Below are 21,091 nucleotides of genomic sequence, written 5' to 3'. Positions count from 1 at the left end.
ATATGGGTTTAAAACTTTATGTCGAATTACTTGATGAAATAAACTGGCCTTGTAAAAAAGGCAAACTTTATCAGCGTTTAGCTGCAGCCCAAAAGGAATTAGAGCAGGTTCAATCTGTATTAGCCGAATGTCAGGAAAAAGGAGATTCGGCTGACACTTCCGCACTGGAAGCAAAAATTGTAGGTCTTGAAAGCGAGATTGAAAACTTAACTTCACAGATTACAGATTTAACAGACTTATTGACGAGAACTCAAAGTGATTTAGTTACAGCGCAATCTGATTTGGCTATTTCACAAGCAGAACTCAAATCAATAACTGCTCAAGCAGAAAGTGCTCAGTCAGAGCTTGATTCAATGCGAGAGTTATTAACTCAAGCGCGATCAGAGCTTGCTATTACACAAGCTCAATTAGCAGAAGCTAGAGATAAAGCAAAATCAATAGAGCGACAGCCGGCACCTAGACCACAATGGGGGATAAGTAACTTAACTGTCATTCAGACTAACAACTATGTGAAAGCTGTTGTAGCTGTGTATGATGTAACGGGTGAAAACACCGTACCAGAAACAATGGTGCCAGATTATTTCTGGGTGAATGGTTCTGGCTCAACGCTTGAAGTGTTAGATAGTCAATTAATCGGTCGTGGACGAATGTACACTATTCGTTTAACTGATAGCCATGGACACCGTAATGTAGTTAATGCAGGAGAGATTGGAATTTCATTCAGTGGTGGTCCTAGTGGTTCATCATTATTTGGACTCACTCGCATCGATGGTACGAATGATGACTCGGCAGTATTTATCACGGCACCATTAGGTAGTTCGTATTAACACATAGTCTTGTTTAATAACAAGACTTTTTATGGAGAACAAATATGGCATTCGTAACTTGTAAACAATTTAAAGATTCACAACAAGAGCAAGATGATAAAGCGGTTTCCGCAGAAGATTCGTTACTAGATAAGAGCGGTGGCGAAGGAGCTGGGAAAGTAACCGTTGAGAAAATTAAAGAAGCAATTGCTGGTGATGTTGCAGTTTCTGTAAAACCAAACGCAGGAATTAATGGGAACGGTACTGAAGAAAGCCCACTTGCATTAGCACCAGATGAAACACTTAAGTTTAACGAAGAAGGTAAACTAGGTGTAGATACAGAAAAGGTTGGTGGCGTTATTGGTAATGCGTTAGCAGGTAATGGGCTTAATTTTGATGAAAGAAGTAAACAGCTCAATGTTTCAACTGCACGCATTGTTAATGCAGCCGGCAAAGTAATTGGTTATGCAGTTAATCAGGGAGCATAGTATGGCACATCAAAAATTAGGAAATGGTTCAGACACGGAGATCGAAAGCGATATTGCTGTGGTTTCTCCTGTGAATATGGGTAAGGGGCTATTATGGGATGATTCTACAGGCAAGTATAACATTGATATTAATAGTCAGCTTCTTGAGGTTGATGATAAAACGGGACAACTTAGCATTCGTATATCAAAATTAGAAGATAATTTACTACAAGTGCATAAAGATGGTATTTATGTGGGGTCTAAATCTCCGAAAGAGGTGGAGGTGCTTTATGTTGATTCGGTAAATGGGGTAGATCAATCACCTTATGAGATTGAAGGGGCGGGAACAATTAACAAACCGTTAAGGACAATAAAATATGCCAATTCGTTTGCGGTAAAAGGAACATATCGAGAAATACATCTGCATACAGAACAGGAACATATCTGCTCATCAAGTGATGAGTTTTTTGTTCAGCCAGGGCATTTATCTATATTTCCTTATGGGGGAGCATTTGATGCGGCAATGGAAAGAGCTGGTGGAGATAGAACTACAGCTACTAGTATAGTAGCAAGAGAAAGTACAGCGCCAATAGTAAAATTCACTGGAGTTGTGATGAAATTGACTCCACCATCAACAAAAGAAGCTTCGTATGTTTATATGCCTTGTATTTCCTTGTCAAATGGATGCAAAGTTAATTTCTATGGGATAAATTTATGTAATGACTTAAATGTCCAAATTAGAAAGCATCCTGAAGCAAAATCTAACGTAGTGAAATATGGATCTCTTAGTAGAATTCTTCAACGCGATGGCGTTAATGTCGGTTTATTCCAATGTAGATTATCTTGTGTGGGAAATATGACATTTAAAGATACTAAAGAATTTACACTTGAGAAATCGCGTAAGCTAGTTGAAGGTAACCAAATTTCTATTACAGGTTTTCTTCATCCTCAGGGGGGAGAAATTAATATTTTGAATTCATTTATTGAAAGTAATGTAGCGTGTCATATTATTGCACATCAAGGTTGGGATCAGAGGATTAATAACCTACTTTCCATTTCTTTGGGCCAAAATGCAGATCCTGTAGAGAGATTTACAAAACGAGTATATGGCGCTGTTATTGATGAACAAAATGGAGTAAAGCAGTTGTTGGCTCCAACTTCTGATGTTTCGCCAACAAAATGGTAAAGGTAGCTTGGTGTATGAAAATTAAAACACACACCATAATCACGACAAATTCAACTCAATCTAACGCCCCCCGCTTCACCCTTAATCCACTTTATCCCACATCAAGCAATATTGAAGTTCGCCGCTTACCTAAGCGCGTGATTGCGTGGGGATTGGAAGGTGATGAAACGGTAACGGTGCATATTGCAAGAGTGCAATCAATCGGTAATCCAAATTGGGCATTAACGGACGATTGTTGCCCTTGCATTATTGAGCCAGATTTAGTGGTGAATGTGAACAAAATGCCCTACAAAAAATGTAAGCAAGCGGTAGTTTTAACTGCTGATGATCCTGCTATTCACATTGATGATGCGGGAACTTACTATTTTGAGTATCACGGCAACAATGAGGTCATACTCGATCACTATGATGATCCAGTAATGGCAAAAAACAGACAATGCGACTGCGGTTAATCCAGTCGCTTTTTTATGGGAGAAACAATATGGCATTACGTCCTTTAGCAAACCGCCGTAACGTAAAAACACCAGCCAATGGTAATAGTGGAGTACGCTTTCAAGATAGCACGGCAAAAGTAGCCGGTATTATCAATAGCGGAAAACCATTACAACAAACTGGACGCAAAGAACGTTGTAGCGGTTGTAATTCATAATGAAAAACACTGACTCACCGCTGTGGAAACAGATGTTTTCGCCCACCAGCTCAAAGTCTGAGCTGACCGAAATTCGGCATCGGTTATCCATAGACGAAAACTTATCTTATCTCTTACAGGCGTTTTTATATTCAGAATGGCTTGCTTACAACACCAAAGTTCGTACTGAGCTTAACCCTGAGTTACGGCAAGAGTACCTGCATTATGCCCACGCATTGGCAGAAATTGCCGGCAAGCTGTTTAAAGAAAGTGAATCGCCAAAGACAACGGAAATGCCATCTAGCATTTAACGCTCACCCTGAAAGCCATTCATCTTGAATGGCTTTTTTATTCCATCTCTTAAAGGAAAGACCAATGGAACATCAAGACTTAGAAAAATACGGAAACTTACCCACACAGGTTCGACAAGCCCTACTTGCCACTGACGAAAAGCAACCAAGTGAGCATATCGAAAATAACGAGCAGGAACAAGATAACTCCCCTGCTACCCCTGAAGAAGTTCCCCAACAATCTGAGCAACTACAGATTGAACCACCACAAACCAACATCGAACAAGAAGATAACGATGTTAAGGCGTGGAAAGGAAGATTAAACAAAGAGCAAGAAGCGCATAAAAGCACCAATGCACGCTTGCTTGCAGAAGCTGAAGCTCGCCAACAAGCGGAGCTAAAGGCGAAAGAAGCAGAAGAAAAGCTCGCAGCGTTGCAACAGCAACTTGAGCAGCAAAAACAGCCCGAAACCCAACCACCACAAAAAGCAGAAGATGAACTCAGCACAACTGAAGAAGAGGAAATCATTTCGCTACTCGGTGCCACTGGGAAAAAACTGTTAGATCGTCTGCGTCAGCCAGCTAATCCACCTACGCAACCGCCTGAAGATATTGGCAAGATCGTTGATGAGCGGTTAAAACAAGCGCAAGAACAACAAGCGCAACAAACTCGCCAACAAGCCTTTATCCAAGCCTTAAATGATACCGTACCAGAGCTACAAGGGTTGATGAACAACTCGGCGTTCACACAATTCTTAAATAGCAAGGTGGTAGATTTTTATGGCAACACCGCTGCAATGTTTGTAGGACATATCGGCAAAACCTATGATATTGAGAAACTTCCGCAGTTCCGCGCCTTAGTGGATGAGTTCAATCAATCTCAACACCCCTCTAAGCCAGCTGTTACGGCACCACCGAGTAATAGTGGCACAGCGATGAATAGAAAAGCTGGTTTAGGCAAAAAGAAACTAACCCCTGAAGTTATCAGCAAAATGCGGATTTTAATGAACACCGGACAAACGGAGGAATTACGCAAGCTTCAGGATGAATATGACATTGACTAAATAAGGAAATAATATGGGAGCAGTTATCAAGGCCGCTGACTATAGCGGTGCATCGCTTTCTCGTGTCCCTGAGAAAAACCTCAATCTTATTATTGCAGAAACGTGCCGTCATTCGGTGTTACTGCAAATCGTAAATCCTAAGTACAGCATTGAAAACTTAGGCTTAGATCAAGCACCTAAAGCCGTGTATGACATCATCACTGATATTTCAGTGGGCGGTTTTACTGGTGGCAACTGGAACGGAGAAGTATGGGAACCTAATAATCCGTTTAAATCAGGGGAAATCACCCTGTGTCAAAACATCGATCTTGAGAAGAAATTCTCTCGCCGTGAAGCAACACGCTTAGGTGAACGCTGGAACACCGTACAAGGTGGCTATGAAACGTCAATTGGGCAAGCTTTGGCTGCCGAAGTGGAATACTATGGTTTACGCTCTATTATGGCACACGCCTATCGCTATAACGTAGGGACGAAAGCTGGGCGTAACTCAAAGAATATCAACTTAGGTAGCTCAGACAACCCAATTGTTGTAGGTGAAGGTAATACTAAAGCTTCAACCGTGTTAAAACGGATGAAACGCGTGTTAACCGAAAGTGCGGGCAACTGTGGTTTAGTTAAAGTGGTGGCAACACCAGGTTTTTATGACTTAGTGCTTGATGAACAATCTGCATTAGGTGCGGGCTGTTGTTTGAATAATAATCCGCTTATCACTGGTATCACTTCACCAATGCTAGGAATGGAATTGTATTCAACTATCGCAATGCCAACCTTCGACAAAACGGGCAATGGTAAACGTGTGGAATATGTAATGATGGTAAACCCTGAACACATTGCCGCACCAATGTCCCTTGATTTCCTTGAATGGCAAACTATCAAGCGTGATATTTGGTTGGTTGGTCAATTTGACTTTGATGTGGTTGCATTAACAGGTGCATCTGTTGTTGTAGCTGCCGTTGTAGTAGAAGAATAAGGAGCGTAATACTATGGCACTTTATATTTTAGCGAAAGGGGGCATCGCCCCTGAATATGGCAATAGCTGCAAGGGTTGCTCGGTTGATACTGACAATGAATTGCCTGTTTTTTTGCAACCTGATAGCAGAGATGGCTACCATTTCCGCGATAAAATCACTTGGGAAGACTTGTTGCACGAATTAGATCGCCGTTATGACAAAGATGCAACGGATCTTGAGGTAGGCGATAAACTTCGCATTTTCTTACAACCAAATCACGCTAACGTGAAATCGATTTTTATGGATTTCCGTGAGCCAGTTGCAGGATTTAAATTTAACCTTGTGGCCGCAAATGGGGCAGATTATTCAGGCAAGATTTATCAATCCACTTACACCAAGTGCGGTGGCGTTGATAATCAAGAAGAAGTCGAAGAGGTAGATACTGCGGCCGTTGATGCGTTCACGCAAATCACCACGATTGTGGAGAATGGCTACAACAGCAAAGTAGATGCCATTGATTTAGAAATTGTGGCATTACCGCAAGATCCGTCTTTACTACAAAAGGCACAAATCCAGTTTGCACGTCGATTTGAGCCTGAAGGCTATATGATGCCATCATTTTACTAATCAAAAAGTGCGGTGGAAAAATTCAAAACTTTCACCGCACTTTTTATTTCATTCAAGGAAATCACAATGGATAAAACAATTTTTCGTTCTCAAGTGAATGGGTTAAAGTTCGATAGCTATAACCCAACCACCAATCATCTTTTAAGCAGCCACCAAAAAAGCCAATTCGTGCAAGCGGAAACACCTACAACCAAAACCGCTCGCAAAGCCAAAGTGTCGATTGGCACGGATGATGTAGAACAGGAACTTAACTAATGAATCTTGCGGATATTATTTTACGAGTGCGGTTCGATTACAACGACATCGACAGCGATAGAATTGAAGATCCGCTGATTATTGATTATCTCAATGAGGGATTACAAGAGCTTTTTCGCTTAAACCCAAATAAGTTTCTGAAAACTGTTGTGGCACAGCTTGATGACAGCGACTTACAACAACCTTGCTGTTGTGATCTGCTCTATTCGGTGGATGCGATTACTGATGCACAGGGTAACTTTATTGCCAAACTAAAATCCGTTGATGAAAGTGCGGCAACCGCGTTTGGTAAACGTAACTGCACAGGCCGACAAAGCCAAACACGCAGTTACAGCAAAGTACCTAACACGGACAATCAGTTTACCGTCAGCCCACCAATTAGCCCAAATGAAACCGTTTATGCAAGAATGACTTGTGCGGTGATGCCTAAGATCAAGGAAGATGAGCCATTAGATGAGGCGATTACTGAGCATTATTCTGCGTTAGTGGATTATGCGCTATACCGTTTATTTGGTGCGGAAACAGAAAGCGCCACTTCACAGCAAAAGTCTGCCTTTCATTACAAGCAGTTTTTAGAAAGCATAATGGTTAAGGAGCAGGTGCGACAAGGTTTTATTCACGGAACCAAAGTACCGCAAGGGGGTAAAAAATGAATTGCGGTTGCTTAAAGCCCATCACTAGTCAACAAAGTGCGGTGAATTTTTCTTGCGAAAATGTGGGGCGAGACGTTGAGTTTGTGGATTTGGAGTTATTCCTGCCACGCGTTACGTTGGTTGCCAAAGGCGTCCCCGATGATGTAGCGATAGAATATCTTCGCCAAGCCTGCCAACAACTGGCAAGGGATAGCTGGCTACTTAAGCGAGAAGTGAGCCTAGATGTGCAAGCAGGGGTAAAAGATTACTACCTGCATTGCGGTGATAATGAACAAGTGCATTATGTGGATAATATTTCTCTTGGCAAATGTAAACAAGGTTATTTCCGCTATAAACCTTTGGCTGGCTATCGTGATGAAAATTTGGCGTTTGAGCCTAGCGATAAAATTATTCTAACACGTCCGCCTATGCAAGATAGGGAGCGGCATCTCTTTGTGCATTATTTTGCCATACCCACGCAAAATGCCTGTCAGGTGGATAAGCTGATTTACGACCGCTACCACGATGTGGTGGTGAATGGCGCATTGGCTGATTTATTGTTAATGCGTCACTATGAATTTACTGATCCGCAAATGGCGATGGTTTATGAGCGACGCTTTAAGCAGGGAATAGCTCAGGCAAAAATTGACACAATGCGTGATTTCTCAACGGACACACAATCATTGATTGGGGAGGCTTGGATCTAATGGGGAAATGCAAAATCTTAGAGAAATGCAAAAAGTGCGCTTGTAAAAACAAAGAAGTGGGATTGGCAGAGAAAATCCAAATTCCCCGACCAACAGAACGCGTGATTGAGCGACAAATTGTGGAACTTGCATCAAGGTGCAAACCAGATTGTGATTGTAACGAAACGTCATAAACCAACTCAGCGGAGTTGGTTTTTTATTTCCCGAAAGGGGAGGAAGAAAACAATGCCAATAAAAAATCCTGACGTATGGGCAACCATTTGGAACTGGGTGGCGCTACATATGAACTCAATCAATAGCTTTGTTCTCACCTTTATCATTGCATTTTTATGCATTGTTTATGTGGGCAAAGAACGAAAGTGCTGGCGAATTTTAGTGGAATGCTTGCTTTGTGGCTCACTTGCCATAGCAAGTGAAAGTCTATTTGAGTATTTCCAAATGCCAGCAAAATTAGCCATCGCACTAGGGGCAATTATCGCAATGTTTGGAATAGACCAGGTGCGGTTATTTGCGAAGAACTATGTGGATAAAAAGGTGGTGAAAAGTGAATAAGTTCAAATTTAGCCAGCGTAGCGAAGAAAGTCTTAAAGGCGTTCACAAAGACTTAGTCAAAGTGGTTCGCCGTGCATTACAGTTAAGTGCGGTCGATTTTACCGTTATTGAAGGCATTCGCAGCAAAGCCAAACAAAAGCGACTTTTTGCTCAAGGGGCAAGTAAAACAATGCACAGCCGCCATCTTACAGGCCACGCCGTTGATATTGTTCCTTATCCTTTAGACTGGCAAGATAAAGCGAAATTTCAAAAAATATCCCAAGCAATGTTCCAAGCGGCAAAAGAGTTAAATATTCCTATCCGCTGGGGCGGTGATTGGAATCAAAATGGTAAAACGGAAGACGAACGTTTTTATGATGGCCCGCATTTTGAATTACTTAGAGCGGCTTATCCTTAATACATCCGGCCTTTGGCAACGCTTTCCGCTATTCAGGAACAGCCCAACCCTTAGGCCTTTTTCATTTAAGGTGCATAATTATGCCAAGTATTAAACTCACTAACTTTGGTGGGATTGCCCCGAGGTATCAGGCACAAAACTTACATCAAGCAATGGCGCAAGTGGCGGAAGATGTTGATCTTTCCCGTGGCACATTACGTCCTTGGCGTACGGATAAAAAGGTCAGCGAAAAAACAGGGAAATCCATTTTTATTGATAAATGTTGTTATCTTGCGAGTGAAAATTGCAAGGCGTCTTTTTCTCGAATTAATACCGATTGTTGTTTCATCGTAGCAAGTGGGGTGAAAGAATATCCTGTTATTCAAAAGAAGCAGTGCGCTTGCGAAGAGAAGTGGAATCGGCTTGGATTTCCCGTTGAATTGCCCCCGCCAAATGCCGAGTTCTTGGGAGAGTTAAGCCAAGATTTCAATCAAGAACTACGCCAATATATTTACACGCTTGTTGATGAATTTGGGTTTGAATCAGCCCCAAGTTTGCCGAGTGAAGCGATTTATGCGCATAATGATAAGCCAGTTATTTTAAGTGGACTACCAATGGATTTCCCAACCTACAACATAGCCAAAGTGCGGTTATATTGTGCGGTAACACCCTTAGATTATGGTGACGCTAAAACCGATTATGATGCGCACTTTTTATTGCTTGATGAGATTGATTTTGGCACGGCAAATTATATTCACCAGCCACACATCACCTATGGCGACGTGTGCATTACTGAAGAATATGAACCACCGCCAAACACTATGACCGATCTGCAATATTGTGGAAATGGACAGCTTGGTGGCCTGGTGGGAACGGAATTGTGGTTAAGTGAACCCCTTAAGCCGCACGCTTTTCCTGAAGCCTATCGTTATGGCCATTTCAACGGTAAACCAATTCGCTTTTTATGTGGCGAACGGGTAGGCTATATTCTCACCGATGAATATCCTGCGATTATCGAAATGGAAAGCCCGTGCCAATCGCAAGGTTGTAGGACTATTAGCTTGCATGAAGAACCACACCCCATCATCTCATACCAATCCGCTTGCTTATACAACGGAGCTTGTTTTTATGCGACTAAAGATGGGTTGGTTATGCTTTCGGGTAATCAATCTAAAATTGTTACCACACAATTATTCACGCAAGACCAGTGGCAAGCTATTGCTCCTTGGACAATGATTGGTGTCATACAAGATGGTTATTATTTGGGATTTACTGAAACACACAGCTTGCGGTTTAAAATTCCGGATAGCATTTATGAAGAAGTGCAAATTGAATCTTTAACCACTCTTTCCATAAAACCACAGGCGGTTTATCGTAGTGATCAAGATGAACTATATTTTGCGACTGAATCTGGCATTTATCAATGGAACGCCGGTGATGATTGGAAAACCTTTAAATGGATAGGACGATTAAATACCTTACCTGGTTACACCGCAATGACGGCGTATAAATTGCAACAGGATTTTGCACAAACGCACGTTAAGCATACGGCTTATAAACGCCATCGCAACGAGATGGTCAGAGAGCTTGTTATTTTAGGTGATAAAATCGTTAATGACAGCCGTCCACACCGTTTAAAGGGGGGCTATTCAACATTGCAGTTTGACGTTGAAATCTCGGGTAAAGGCGAAGTGCTGGCTTATCACATTGCTACTTCTGTAGCAGAATTAGGAACAGAATAATGAAATACCAAACAGAACGCATTGAAGCAATCGGCCAATCGCAATCCTTGCTGGCAGAACTTTTTACTTTCGTGGGCGAACATCACGATCAAACGGCACAGTTAAGAGAAAGTTGGGTGCCGTTTTTTCGTATTTGGGGCAATCAAGATCCGTACACCAAAATCAAAGTATTTACCGCCAGAGATGAAAAAGATCACATTGTAGGTTGTGTAATGGCATTGCTTATTGAAAACCCACTATTCGTTGAAAAGCCTTTTATTCAGCGCTTTGTTGATTTGACTAATGGTGATACTCAGTTTGAACAGTATGTAAAACTGATTTTAGACAGCGTTTAAATTTTTAGTGAAACTCCAGATTGAATAGGCCTATAATAACTTATTCACATAAGGAGGGTTTATGAAACAATTTTTTACCGCACTTATTAACAAATTTATATCAAGCCTATTGCTCATTCCAATAGGCTTTTTTAATGGGAGAAAAAATGGCAACACAAGAACAGAAAGCGCAATTTATGGAAGTTTTCCAAGCAGCACAACAAGCGGAAATTCCGCATCCTGAAGTGGTTGCCGCACAATGGGCCGCAGAATCTGGATGGGGAAAAAAGGTTACTGGAAAGTATAATTATTGGGGAGTCAAAGCAGGTAACGGTGATCCTAATAATGATGAAAAGGGAACGGTATCTTGGACGCACGAAAATATCAATGGGCAAAATGTCAAAGTTAAACAAAAATTCCGTGATTATAACAGCCTGTCGGAAGCCTTAGCAGACAGGGCTGCATTTACTAAACGCGGTGGGCGTTATGAAAAGGCGGGGTATTTTGATGCAGCATCGCCAGCGGAAGCAGCGATAGCATTACAAAAAGGTGGCTATGCTACCGATCCTAATTATGCCAAAAACTTAATTGATGTAATGAAAAGCGCTGGAATAGATCCATACAATGGTCAGCGTGATTACAGCACAATAAAGCCGACATCAAACTTGTCTCAACACACAGAAGAAAATGCGTTCTCTTTTCCTAGTCAACCTAATTTTCAATCTAACAACCCCTTAGCCGAATTTCAAAATTACTTTGAACAACTCAACGGAGCTCAAGGAGAAAGTGCGCAATCGCCAATAGAGCCAATTAATTATCAGCAGAAATATCAAAAGGAACTCGCCAAAGCCTTTGGCATAGAACCTTCTACCAAAGGAATGATACCTGATTATATTGGTGACTTAGTGCGAAGTATTTATGACCAAACTTAGGAGAACAAAATGGCCATTGCAGATATTAACAAAATCCAAGCCTTGTACGCTACCCAACCTGAAGCTGAATTAAATGCGTGGAAAGTACCATTTCAAATGGCTAACGCCTTTGCTGACACGGCAGAGCAACACCGCCGATTAGATGAAAATAATAAAACCAAAGATTGGCGCGTTGCTTATGCCAACGCATTAGCCAAAACCAATGTGGCAAAACAGCAAGCAGATTTAACCCAACTACAAGGTTGGGAGCAAGGGTTAGATTTCTTGAAAAAACACGCTGTTGATGAGCAAGGACGAATTAGAAATCCTGAAGAATTGCTCAACAAATATCGCCAATTTCCAACGCAACAACAAAACCCCTATCTCTTTGCCCAATTACTTAGTGGAGATAAAAACTACCTTACAGAAACCGCCAAAAATCTTGCACCCATTAATCCCAGTGCAGCATCGCAATATTCCCTAATGGCTGGTGTAACTCCACATTTGCTTGATGAAAATAATCAAGTGCAAAACTTTTTCTCAGGGGAAAACATTGGTGTGCTACCAAATAATGTCGATCCAGCAGCGGTAGCAGGTGGCGAGGCGTGGAAATATTATTTCAATCAACTTGCCAATCAGCAATCTCAACAAAAAGCGGCACAACGTGCATTACCTGATTTAACCAAACCCTTTAGTGATGTACTCACCAATTCTATGCAAGATATGTTAGGTGAAGAAGGCAGCGTCCCAGCATTAGATCCTGCGAAATTCCGCCAAAATATGAAACAACTTTATCTGCTTTACCCAAATCGCGTAGATGAAATTAATGGATTCGTTGCCAGGGTAATGAATCAAAATGGCTGGAATAGATAGAAAATAAAAATCAATGGAAATAACCCGAACAATCGTTCGGGTTTTGTTTTATTTAATAGGTAGTAATAATGACACAATCAACTCAATTTGACCCGCGTGCGTGGGTGTTTGCCGATGAAAACACCGCCAACCAAATGCTACAAAACCATCAAGCTAACGCCTCACAGCAACCAGCTTTAGATCCACAAGAATGGGTATTTCGTAATGTTCAAGATAAAGATGTTACAGGAATGGGAACAAAATATGGTGAATATTTTAATTCCCAGGTAGAAAAACAGCGTGCGGCACAGAAAGGGCGATTAGATCCAGTTTGGATTGACAATCAATTCCAGCATCATTTAGGGGAAATGGAAAAGTTCTACACCCTACAAGGATTTAGCCCTGCGCAAATTGAGAAGATCAAAGCGGAATTTAACCAAGCATCGAATTTGGCGGGACAAGGCCCGTGGTATGAACGCGCGTGGGATCACGCCAGTGACTTAGCCAAATCTACCGCAGCAGCAACCAGTGGCTTAACGGCAGATGTCATCGGTGCATTTGCGCCTGAAAGTGAGTGGCATCGCGACTGGAAAGAAACCCGAGATGCTTATGCAAATGCGCTTTCAGATCGTGGCTTAATTGGGCTTAATCGTCAAGATCAAGAGTTTGCCCAGCGTATGGCGAATGGGGAAAACGAAGCGCTAGCTAAATTCCAATCATTGTGGAATCACCCACTTGCCACCGCCAATCAGGCTACGCAGGCAATTCCACAAGTTGCTTTGGCTGCCGCAACAGGTGGATTGAGTCTAGGAGCGGTGAATGCGGCGGCTAGTGCGGGTTCATATCGTGAAGAAATTCGCAATGCGTGGAAAAACCTATCGCCCGAGCAAGCAATTCAAATGCCACAAATCCAACAAAGAATGGCGCAAGGAATGACATTGGAACAAGCTATTGAAGATGCGTCTACAGACTTATCGGATAATTTGGCGGGAATTGGGCGAGCAGCTGCAATTGGTGGGATTGATGCCATTAGCCCACTTGGCAAATTAGGCAAAGGCGTAAATAGCGGTATGCTCAAAACCTTTGGCAAAGAAGTCACCAAAGAGGCAGCGCAAGAAGCCATAGAACAAGGGAATAGAAACTATGGCGTAGGACAAATTGACGGCAAAACCCAACTAATGGATGACGTGCAAGCAAGCGCCGTTGCTGGTGCTGTATTGGGCGTGCCAACAGGGGCAATTTCTGCTTATGATGCGTATCGTAACGATCGCCAAGCAAAAAAACACAGAGAAGCATTACAGAATGCCGTGGAAGTAGAAAGTGAAAATGCAGAGCCTACACCAAAGCAAACCGAAAAGGCTGCACAACAGTTTGATGAAAATGTCTTAGATGAAACATTGAGCGTCATTGAAGATGAACAACTTCGTAAAGATTATAAAGAAGAACTCGAAAATGACATCAAAGACGGGTTAATTGCGGAACGTGCAAAAGAAAATTCTACCTATGGCAAATTAGCCAAAGCCTATTTACAAGCCACAAATCCGCAACAGGAAATTGATACAGAGCAACGTGCAATAACTCAGCCAGAAGCTCAAGCTGAAACGGAAGGGCTAACTCAAGAACAGTTGGATAAACAACGTGCGGCTGATTTAAGAAGCCGAATGGAACGCTGGCTCAATGAAGAAAAGGTTGATGATATTAGCGATGTTATTAGCACGCCAATGACCTTCACTGATGACAAAGCAAAAGTCACCTTTGCCACTCGCACTGCGTTTGGTGAAATTCAGCGTTTGGCAGAACGTAACGGGATTGATCCAAACGATGGCAATGCGATCCGTGAATGGATTGAACAGGACAGCGACCCCCACATCACCATCACTGCAGAAGATCTTGATAAAGCTCAAGCACAAGATAACGCACAATCGAGTGTACAAGCACAACCATATGCACAAGATAATGGTGATTCTGCAGCACAAACTCGCTATTCTCATTCGCCAATAAAATCAGTGGAAGCGAATATCAAGCGTGGCCGTGAAGCTATGAACACAGCCATTGTAGAGCGAAGAACTGTTCATAGAGCAATGTATAACCATAATTTAGATGGCTGGGTGGATTTTGAATGGGGGGATGTAGGACAAATTAAGCCTAGTGGTAAAACAAAAGGAGCAATGGGGATTGCTCATATTATTGAATCACGAATTAGAAAAGATGGTATGGATTATGGTCAAGTTAGTCAAATGCTTACTCATCGGGTCGTTGAGACGCTTGCAAAAGGGCAAGTATCTCAAATTTACAAGAATGGAAACGTTCAAAGCGTTTTTATTGATTACAATGGAAATCGAGCTACATTAATAAAAAGACAAGGATCAAATAGTTGGTTAATGAATGCGTTTGAAATGAAACCAACTGATGGACAAGTAGGAAGTAACGATCCTATCCAGCCTACGCATACCTTGCCTACACGTCAGCGTCAAGATATGGGAGCAGTCGGTACAGATACTGTACAACAAACCACCACTCAAAGCAACAACCAGCCTCATATTGATTCTGCGAATATTGAACAAGATCGCCAGTTTTTGCAAAAAATATTGGGCGATGTTGCCAGCCAGATTGAATTGGTTAGCCGTGTTGCTTTACAGGGCAATAAGCAAAACGCAGAAGGTTTTTTTGAAAATGGTAAGGCGCATCTTGTTACGGACAATATCAAGGGTGATGACGTATTTAGCCGTGAAGAACGTCTTGCCTGGGTCGCTTGGCACGAATTGGGGCATAATGGTGTTAATGTTCGTTTTAGTGCTAATCATAAAAACTTAATGGAATTTGCCCGCACTAATCCCGTCGTGGGAACGTTAAGACGCAAAATCCAACAGCGTTATGCAGATATGAATATTCATATCAATGATGATGTGGCAACGGAAGAAGCCATTGTTGAACTTTATGCAGCAAGCCAGACAAACGATTGGGCAAAGCTAGAGAAAGATTACAATCTTCGCATTCACCATAGCTGGAAAACAGGGGAAAATTCTGTCCGCACTTTTATTGAAAATGTGGCGAACAAATTACGCAAAATTGTCGGTGCGGTGCTGAAAAAAGATCTCAGTAAAGCGACCACGGCAGATATTCTTTCTTTGCTCAAACAACTTAACCAAGATCCGCATACCGAGAATGTATCGCAAGACAATACCCAAGAAACACGTTACTCCCTAAACGAAAGTGCTGATTCTGATTTTGCGAAAGCGGTTGATGAGGTTTCTAAGGGGGGAAGTGTCAAAGGTTATATTGATGTTGGCACAACACCAGATGTACTTAAAATGTTGGGATTGCCTGATGTAAAAGTTACAATTCACGGTGCTACCTTTAAAAAGGTGATGCAAGATAAACATCATATTACAGCGGAAACCTTAAAACAGCTACCACAACAAATTAATAATCCCGTTGCGGTAATGAGATCATCAACTGAAAATAATGGCTATGTTGTTTTAACTGAATTAATTGAAAATGTAAACGGAGCAAATAAGCCAGTAATAGCAGCGTTGCATTTAAAACAAGATGCTAATGGGTTAGAGCTTATTAATATTGCAAGCGTGTATGGAAGAAATCATTCTCAGATTCAGCGAGGGCTAGATAATGATTTGTTGTATTTAAATAAAGAAAAAGGAAAAAATTTTGCCGATACCTTTGGGCTTCAATTGCCCGCATATGTATCACAAGATTTTTCCCCTTTTGAAAATATTAAAACCGAAGACGATCTAAGTCAATACCGAAACAACAAAGAAACACGTTTTTCTCAGCGAGAGAACCAAGATCTCTCTGAACAACGTTACAACCAAGCAAAAGAAAATGGCGAAACTGAACTCAGTTATTCACAATGGAAGCAAGTGCGTAGCCCAGCTTTCAAGGCTTGGTTCGGCGATTGGGAGAACGATCCTGAAAATGCGTCTAAAGTGATTAACCCGAAAACCGGTGAGCCATTGGTGGTCTATCACGGCACGAGTGCAAACTTTAATGTGTTCGACCCAGAAAAACAGAAAAACTACCGCAATCAATATGGCGGTGGATTTTATTTCACGAGCAATCCTGACGTGGCGAAATTGTTTGGTGATAACGTAATGCCTGTGTTCTTGAACGCTAGAATCGGATTGACTGAAAAGCGTTTGGCAAGAAGAAAAGGGCAAACCGTTGAACTTGATCATCTACGCCCAAATGATTCTCGCGATATTTGGGTGGTGTACAACCCAAATCAAGTGAAATCTGCTGTTGGGAATAATGGCGAGTTTTCAACAGAAAATGACGACATTCGTTATTCCCAACGTCAGAAACAAAATACAGCGGATGATAAAACCTATCTTGAATTAGCAAAACGCTATGAACAAGGTGATACATCTGTTGAACCACAATTACGTCAATTAATTGATCAAAAGGCAAAAGCTTGGGCAAAAGCGAGCCGTATTACGGATGAGAATGGAAATTTACGCACCGTTTACCACGGAACCAAAGCGGAAAACTTGCATACCTTTGATTACGACAAAATTGGGCAGCAAGGAACGGTGGATGGGCAGGGGTTCTATTTTACCGATGATGCGGATTATGCCAAACGTTATCAACAAGGTAATGGAAAAGTCATCAATGCGTATCTCAACCTAGAAAATGAATTAGATCCTAATTCGCTGACACTCACCAAAAAAGAAGTGAAATCACTGCTCAAACAGCTTGATCCAACGGGGCAAGATTTTCTTTCTAATTATGGCGACGTGGATTATGAGGGATATAACAATGTTCTTAATGAAGCAGCAGAATCATTGCTTGAGTTGGATAATGATGTAGAAGTTATTGGGGATATTATTAACTCAGGTAATGATATCGACAAGGTTTATAACGCATTGAGCAAAGTGCGGAAGAACAGTGGAATCATTGCTCCTAAAGAGGATGGCAGTACCCACTATATTCTTGGTACACAAAATCAAATGAAGTCGGCTGATTTGATTACCTATGATGATAAGGGAAACATTATTCCATTATCAAAACGTTTTAATGCTCGTTCAAATGATATTCGTTATTCTCTCCGCCCAACTCACCGTCCAAAATCAGAAAGCCTTGAGAAGTTACGCCAAGCGAAACCGATTCACATTTCAGGCAAGGATATTGAGCCAAGCTCAGACTTACGCCAATACAAACGTAATGCCTTGAACTATGGTAAAACCTTGCGTGGTAGCTATGTGAATAAAGATACGGGGCAAGAAGTTGTATTAGGTATGGGGGCAGTGAAAGAGGTATTAAACCACGATTACAAAGACCCTGATCATTTACAAAGTATCGCCGCCATTCCACAAATAATTGAAGAGGCGATTTATATTGATACGCTTCAAAATGAGGATAAAGAAAAGCACCCGAATATTCAACGTTATGATTATTATGTGGCAGGCTTAAATATCGGTGGTGATAATTATACTGTCAAAGCGGTGGTTTCTACTGCTAAAGATGGTAGTCGTTATTATGATCATAAATTAAGTGAGATCGAAAAAGGCGAGCTACTTTCACGGACCAGTAGGATAACAACTCCAGTGGATAAAAGTAACTCGCCTTTTAATGAATTTGATGATAAACGCCTTTTACAAATCTTGCAAGATAAAAGTGCGGTGGAAAATGAAGAAAATATTCGTTATTCCAAACGCCAGTCCGTAGATGATTTAGTCAAAACAGGGAAAGCGAAAGCAGAACCAGGGTTATTTGACGATCTCAAAGCCAAAGACTGGGAAGGGTTTAAAAAACGCATAAATAGGGCAACGAGTAAACTAGATGAATGGTTTGCGGATAGCTTGCGCCCAGTGAATGATTGGATTGATGAGATAAAAGGCATTGTGCCAGAACATATTGCAGAGCAATTAAAAGGCGATATGTATCGCGCAAAAGGGGTGAGAGATGCGCTTAATTCTGAATTAGAGCAAGCCTATCTCAAACCGTTATTGCGTAAACTGGCAGAAATTGCCAGCAAAGAAGGGCCATCAGGCAATAAAAGCAATGAACTTGATGTGAAACGCTTAGTGGGCTTTTGGCTTTCTGCGCGGTATTCCATTGAACGAAATCAGCGCTATTTAGTCGATGAGAAAAAGAAAATGGAAGACGCGGAAGAAGCATTGCACGAAGCGGAAGCGCAAGACGATCCGGATTTGCTCGATAAGGCAAGAGATGCCTATCGTAAAGCGGAGCGCCAATACCGTTACCGCAAAGCGGATGTAGAAAGCACAAACTTTGGTAGCAATGTGGAGAAAAACTTTAAAGTGGGAACCGCTGGCGGATTTTCAATTCCACACGCGCGTGCTTTAATGAAACGCATTGAAACCTATGTTTCACGCAAGGATTTAGAAAGCGTGGCAGAATTGGTTTATGATTTAAACCAAGCACGTTTGCTTATCGATCTCAATTCAGGGCGATTTACGCAAGAAGCCTATGACGAATATAAACAAGATCGTCATTATGTGCCATTAACAGGCGATCCAAGAGCTGATGAAGGCTTTGATTTCATTGGTGGTGCAGGGCAAAGTGCGCTTAATATCGCTAAGGATAAAGCACATAAAGGGCGGAAAACTTCAGAAGCAGAAGATGCCATTGATGCCACTTGGAAAGCCGTGGGTAAAACTACTGCTTATGCAGGAATGGTGGATTTCAAAAATCGCCTTGATGAAATCTATGAAAATGAGTTTCATCGCTTGCGAGAAGAAGGCTTTTCTGAACGTTCTGCCAAAGAGCAAGTGGAAGAAACCCTTGGCATTAGCAAGAAAAAAATGCAAGGCACCACACGCACAAGTGATAACGTACTCATTCGCAAACAAGGGCATAGCTATTATGAATATCATTTACCAAATGATGTGATCCAAGCATTGAAAAGAGATAATGTGGAACAAGTGAATGCGTTACTTAGACTTGTGAGCAAACCAACAGGTTGGTATGCCCGTGGTGTAACCCAATGGACGCTTACCTTTTCTCCGCAAAATATGTTGCGAGATACTTGGGAAAAATCCGAATTTATCCGTGTGCAGAAACTTTATCGTAATGGTAAGAAAGTGGACGATGCAACAATGGATAGAATCGGACGTGGGGTGCTGAAGTATGCCTTTTCCGATAAAGGACTATGGACGGCAACAAAACGCTTTGGTTTTGGCCAAGCTTTGCGTGAAGACGTGGAAGATGAGCGTTTGTTGAAACGCTTGCTTGAATTAGGTGGCGTTTCTACTTACAGCACTTATCTTGCACGCACGGAAAAAGATTTGGTCAAAAAAGTGAAAGCGGAAAATTCTGGCTTAGGTAAACGCCTTGAACAAGTCGGAACGATACTAGAAGGCTATAACAAAACCTTTGATACGGTATCTTCTTTGGCAGCGTTTAAATCTTTGATCAAAAATGGTATTGATGAAAAACAAGCGGCAGCCATTACGCTGGAACTTACTAACTTCCGCAAGCAAGGTTCGGCAATGGCACCGATTAAAGCCTTGTATATGTTCTCTCAACCTACCGCAATGGGGGCAAGAAATCTCTATAAATTCCTTTCTCACCGAAAAGGAAGAAATCGGTTCTTTGCCTATATGGCAGTGATGATGCCATTTTACCTAGCCTTGCGTGCTTTTGATGATGAAGATGAAGGCGGAAACAAAATGGATCAGCTTGGTGATATTTCTCGCTACATCCCAATTCCAGATGGATTAGGCAAATACATCAAACTGCCTGTTGGCTTTGGTATGCCACAATTGGCGTGGAACTTCTCCGTGAATTTGGTGAAAGCATATGTGGGGGATATTTCTAACAGTGAAGCGGCGGTGAATATGCTTGTTCACACAATGAAAACCTTTGCCCCAATTTCACCAAGTGAGATTTCCGCCGCCAAATATCCGATTGAAAAAGTGGCGATGACTGCAACGCCGACGATTTTGCAGCCATTAATGCAAATTGCCTTAAACCGTAACGCATTTGGCAGCCAAATCACCACAAACTTTGTGCGAGATGATAAGCTGAAAGCAGAGCAGGCCAAATCAACCACCGCACAATTTTGGAAAGATGTGGCACTGCAAGTTCACGATGTTTTCGGTATTGATGCTCACCCTGAACAAATTAAAAATCTGTTTGATGGGTATGGCTCAATTTTCGGATCACTCAAAGAAGTGCAAACGATCTTTGTGGAAAATCCGAACCGAGAATTATTAGGGCGTAATAAACGCACGCCATTTTTCAATCAGCTTTATGGGGCAGGCAATGAGTTCGCCATTATGAGCCGTTATTATGAGGCAAGTGATGAGGCTCAAAGCCTGTTTAAAGAGTATGAAAGCCGTAAAGCGCGCGGCAAGTTAGATGGCTGGCTCACCCCACAGAAACGAGCGATGATTCAATTTCATCAAATCGACAAAAAACGAATGGCGGAACTGCGTGCGGAAAAATCCAAACTCACCCGAGATTTAAACAAGGGGAAATTAACGCCAGCAGGTTATGAAGCAAGATTGAAACTTTATAACCAAAAAACGGATAAGCTCCAGCGCATTCTGCTTAAACGCTGGCGTGAAATGAATGGCCTAAATACGCACTAAAAAATCACCGCACTTTGGTTGAGATCAAAGTGCGGTAGGTTTTTTCTGAACATTTTAACTAAGTAAGATAATGCCAGTTAAAGTTATTGGCGCACTTAATCTATTGCATAAGCTATTTATGTTTGTATAATAGACTATGAACAATTCTTAAACTCTTATT

The 21,091-nt window shown here is 41.8% G+C and carries 20 protein-coding genes; all 20 read left to right on the top strand.

Translation table 11 applies throughout. From position 1 onward, the window contains the following. Positions 1–2: 2 nt before the first annotated feature. The 20 genes from ACNAV8_RS07740 to ACNAV8_RS07645 all read left to right on the top strand — a co-directional run bounded on the left by ACNAV8_RS07740 (position 3) and on the right by ACNAV8_RS07645 (position 20,931). On the top strand, positions 3–827 hold the full coding sequence (locus tag ACNAV8_RS07740) for a hypothetical protein (protein WP_103855444.1): 825 nt from the start codon (positions 3–5) through the stop codon (positions 825–827). Positions 828–871: 44 nt separating this feature from the next. Further along, on the top strand, positions 872–1,294 hold the full coding sequence (locus ACNAV8_RS07735) for a hypothetical protein (protein ID WP_103855445.1): 423 nt from the start codon (positions 872–874) through the stop codon (positions 1,292–1,294). Position 1,295: 1 nt separating this feature from the next. Continuing rightward, positions 1,296–2,459, top strand: a complete 1,164-nt coding sequence (locus tag ACNAV8_RS07730; protein ID WP_415777510.1) for a hypothetical protein — start codon at positions 1,296–1,298, stop codon at positions 2,457–2,459. A 14-nt stretch (positions 2,460–2,473) separates the two neighbouring features. After that, positions 2,474–2,911 (top strand): hypothetical protein, encoded by a 438-nt coding sequence (locus ACNAV8_RS07725; RefSeq protein ID WP_103855448.1) that lies wholly within the window; start codon positions 2,474–2,476, stop codon positions 2,909–2,911. 29 nt (positions 2,912–2,940) lie between these two features. Next, positions 2,941–3,108, top strand: a complete 168-nt coding sequence (locus ACNAV8_RS07720; RefSeq protein ID WP_181022026.1) for a hypothetical protein — start codon at positions 2,941–2,943, stop codon at positions 3,106–3,108. A 32-nt stretch (positions 3,109–3,140) separates the two neighbouring features. Further along, entirely contained in the window at positions 3,141–3,398 is a 258-nt protein-coding gene (locus ACNAV8_RS07715) for a hypothetical protein (RefSeq protein ID WP_146256881.1), read from the top strand. A gap of 64 nt (positions 3,399–3,462) precedes the next feature. Further along, positions 3,463–4,440 (top strand): cell envelope integrity TolA family protein, encoded by a 978-nt coding sequence (locus tag ACNAV8_RS07710; RefSeq protein ID WP_103855450.1) that lies wholly within the window; start codon positions 3,463–3,465, stop codon positions 4,438–4,440. A 13-nt stretch (positions 4,441–4,453) separates the two neighbouring features. Continuing rightward, entirely contained in the window at positions 4,454–5,410 is a 957-nt protein-coding gene (locus ACNAV8_RS07705; protein ID WP_103855451.1) for a hypothetical protein, read from the top strand. 13 nt (positions 5,411–5,423) lie between these two features. Next, the gene (locus ACNAV8_RS07700) at positions 5,424–6,017 is read left to right on the top strand and encodes a hypothetical protein (RefSeq protein ID WP_103855452.1); all 594 of its coding nucleotides are present in this window, start codon (positions 5,424–5,426) and stop codon (positions 6,015–6,017) included. 66 nt (positions 6,018–6,083) lie between these two features. Beyond that, entirely contained in the window at positions 6,084–6,272 is a 189-nt protein-coding gene (locus ACNAV8_RS07695; protein ID WP_103855453.1) for a hypothetical protein, read from the top strand. Further along, positions 6,272–6,925 (top strand): phage adaptor protein, encoded by a 654-nt coding sequence (locus tag ACNAV8_RS07690; protein WP_103855454.1) that lies wholly within the window; start codon positions 6,272–6,274, stop codon positions 6,923–6,925. Before ACNAV8_RS07695 ends, ACNAV8_RS07690 begins: the two co-directional genes overlap by 1 nt. Next, complete coding sequence (locus ACNAV8_RS07685; RefSeq protein ID WP_103855455.1) at positions 6,922–7,611, top strand: hypothetical protein; 690 nt, start codon at positions 6,922–6,924, stop codon at positions 7,609–7,611. The genes ACNAV8_RS07690 and ACNAV8_RS07685 overlap by 4 nt, the downstream gene beginning before the upstream one ends. Next, positions 7,611–7,784 carry a hypothetical protein gene (locus tag ACNAV8_RS07680; protein WP_181022027.1) on the top strand — a complete coding sequence of 58 codons (174 nt, stop codon included), beginning with the start codon at positions 7,611–7,613 and terminating at the stop codon, positions 7,782–7,784. Before ACNAV8_RS07685 ends, ACNAV8_RS07680 begins: the two co-directional genes overlap by 1 nt. A 52-nt stretch (positions 7,785–7,836) precedes the next feature. Next, the gene (locus tag ACNAV8_RS07675) at positions 7,837–8,163 is read left to right on the top strand and encodes a phage holin, lambda family (RefSeq protein ID WP_415777507.1); all 327 of its coding nucleotides are present in this window, start codon (positions 7,837–7,839) and stop codon (positions 8,161–8,163) included. Beyond that, entirely contained in the window at positions 8,156–8,560 is a 405-nt protein-coding gene (locus ACNAV8_RS07670; protein ID WP_103854879.1) for a M15 family metallopeptidase, read from the top strand. Before ACNAV8_RS07675 ends, ACNAV8_RS07670 begins: the two co-directional genes overlap by 8 nt. Positions 8,561–8,640: 80 nt before the next feature. Continuing rightward, positions 8,641–10,281, top strand: a complete 1,641-nt coding sequence (locus ACNAV8_RS07665; protein WP_103854880.1) for a hypothetical protein — start codon at positions 8,641–8,643, stop codon at positions 10,279–10,281. After that, positions 10,281–10,616, top strand: a complete 336-nt coding sequence (locus ACNAV8_RS07660) for a hypothetical protein (RefSeq protein WP_103854881.1) — start codon at positions 10,281–10,283, stop codon at positions 10,614–10,616. The genes ACNAV8_RS07665 and ACNAV8_RS07660 overlap by 1 nt, the downstream gene beginning before the upstream one ends. Positions 10,617–10,762: 146 nt before the next feature. Continuing rightward, positions 10,763–11,527, top strand: coding sequence for a glycoside hydrolase family 73 protein (locus tag ACNAV8_RS07655; protein WP_181021995.1), 765 nt, complete (start codon positions 10,763–10,765; stop codon positions 11,525–11,527). A 9-nt stretch (positions 11,528–11,536) separates the two neighbouring features. After that, complete coding sequence (locus ACNAV8_RS07650; protein WP_103854883.1) at positions 11,537–12,379, top strand: hypothetical protein; 843 nt, start codon at positions 11,537–11,539, stop codon at positions 12,377–12,379. Between the two features lie 68 nt (positions 12,380–12,447). Further along, a complete protein-coding gene (locus tag ACNAV8_RS07645) occupies positions 12,448–20,931 on the top strand; it encodes an ADP-ribosyltransferase-containing protein (RefSeq protein WP_415777506.1) in 8,484 nt (2,827 codons plus the stop codon). Positions 20,932–21,091: the final 160 nt, after the last annotated feature.

It is taken from the genome of Avibacterium endocarditidis (assembly GCF_965138825.1).
Lineage (GTDB): Bacteria > Pseudomonadota > Gammaproteobacteria > Enterobacterales > Pasteurellaceae > Avibacterium > Avibacterium endocarditidis.
The sequence above is the reverse complement of the archived record's forward strand: the minus strand, read 5'-3'. Positions and strand labels throughout refer to the sequence as shown.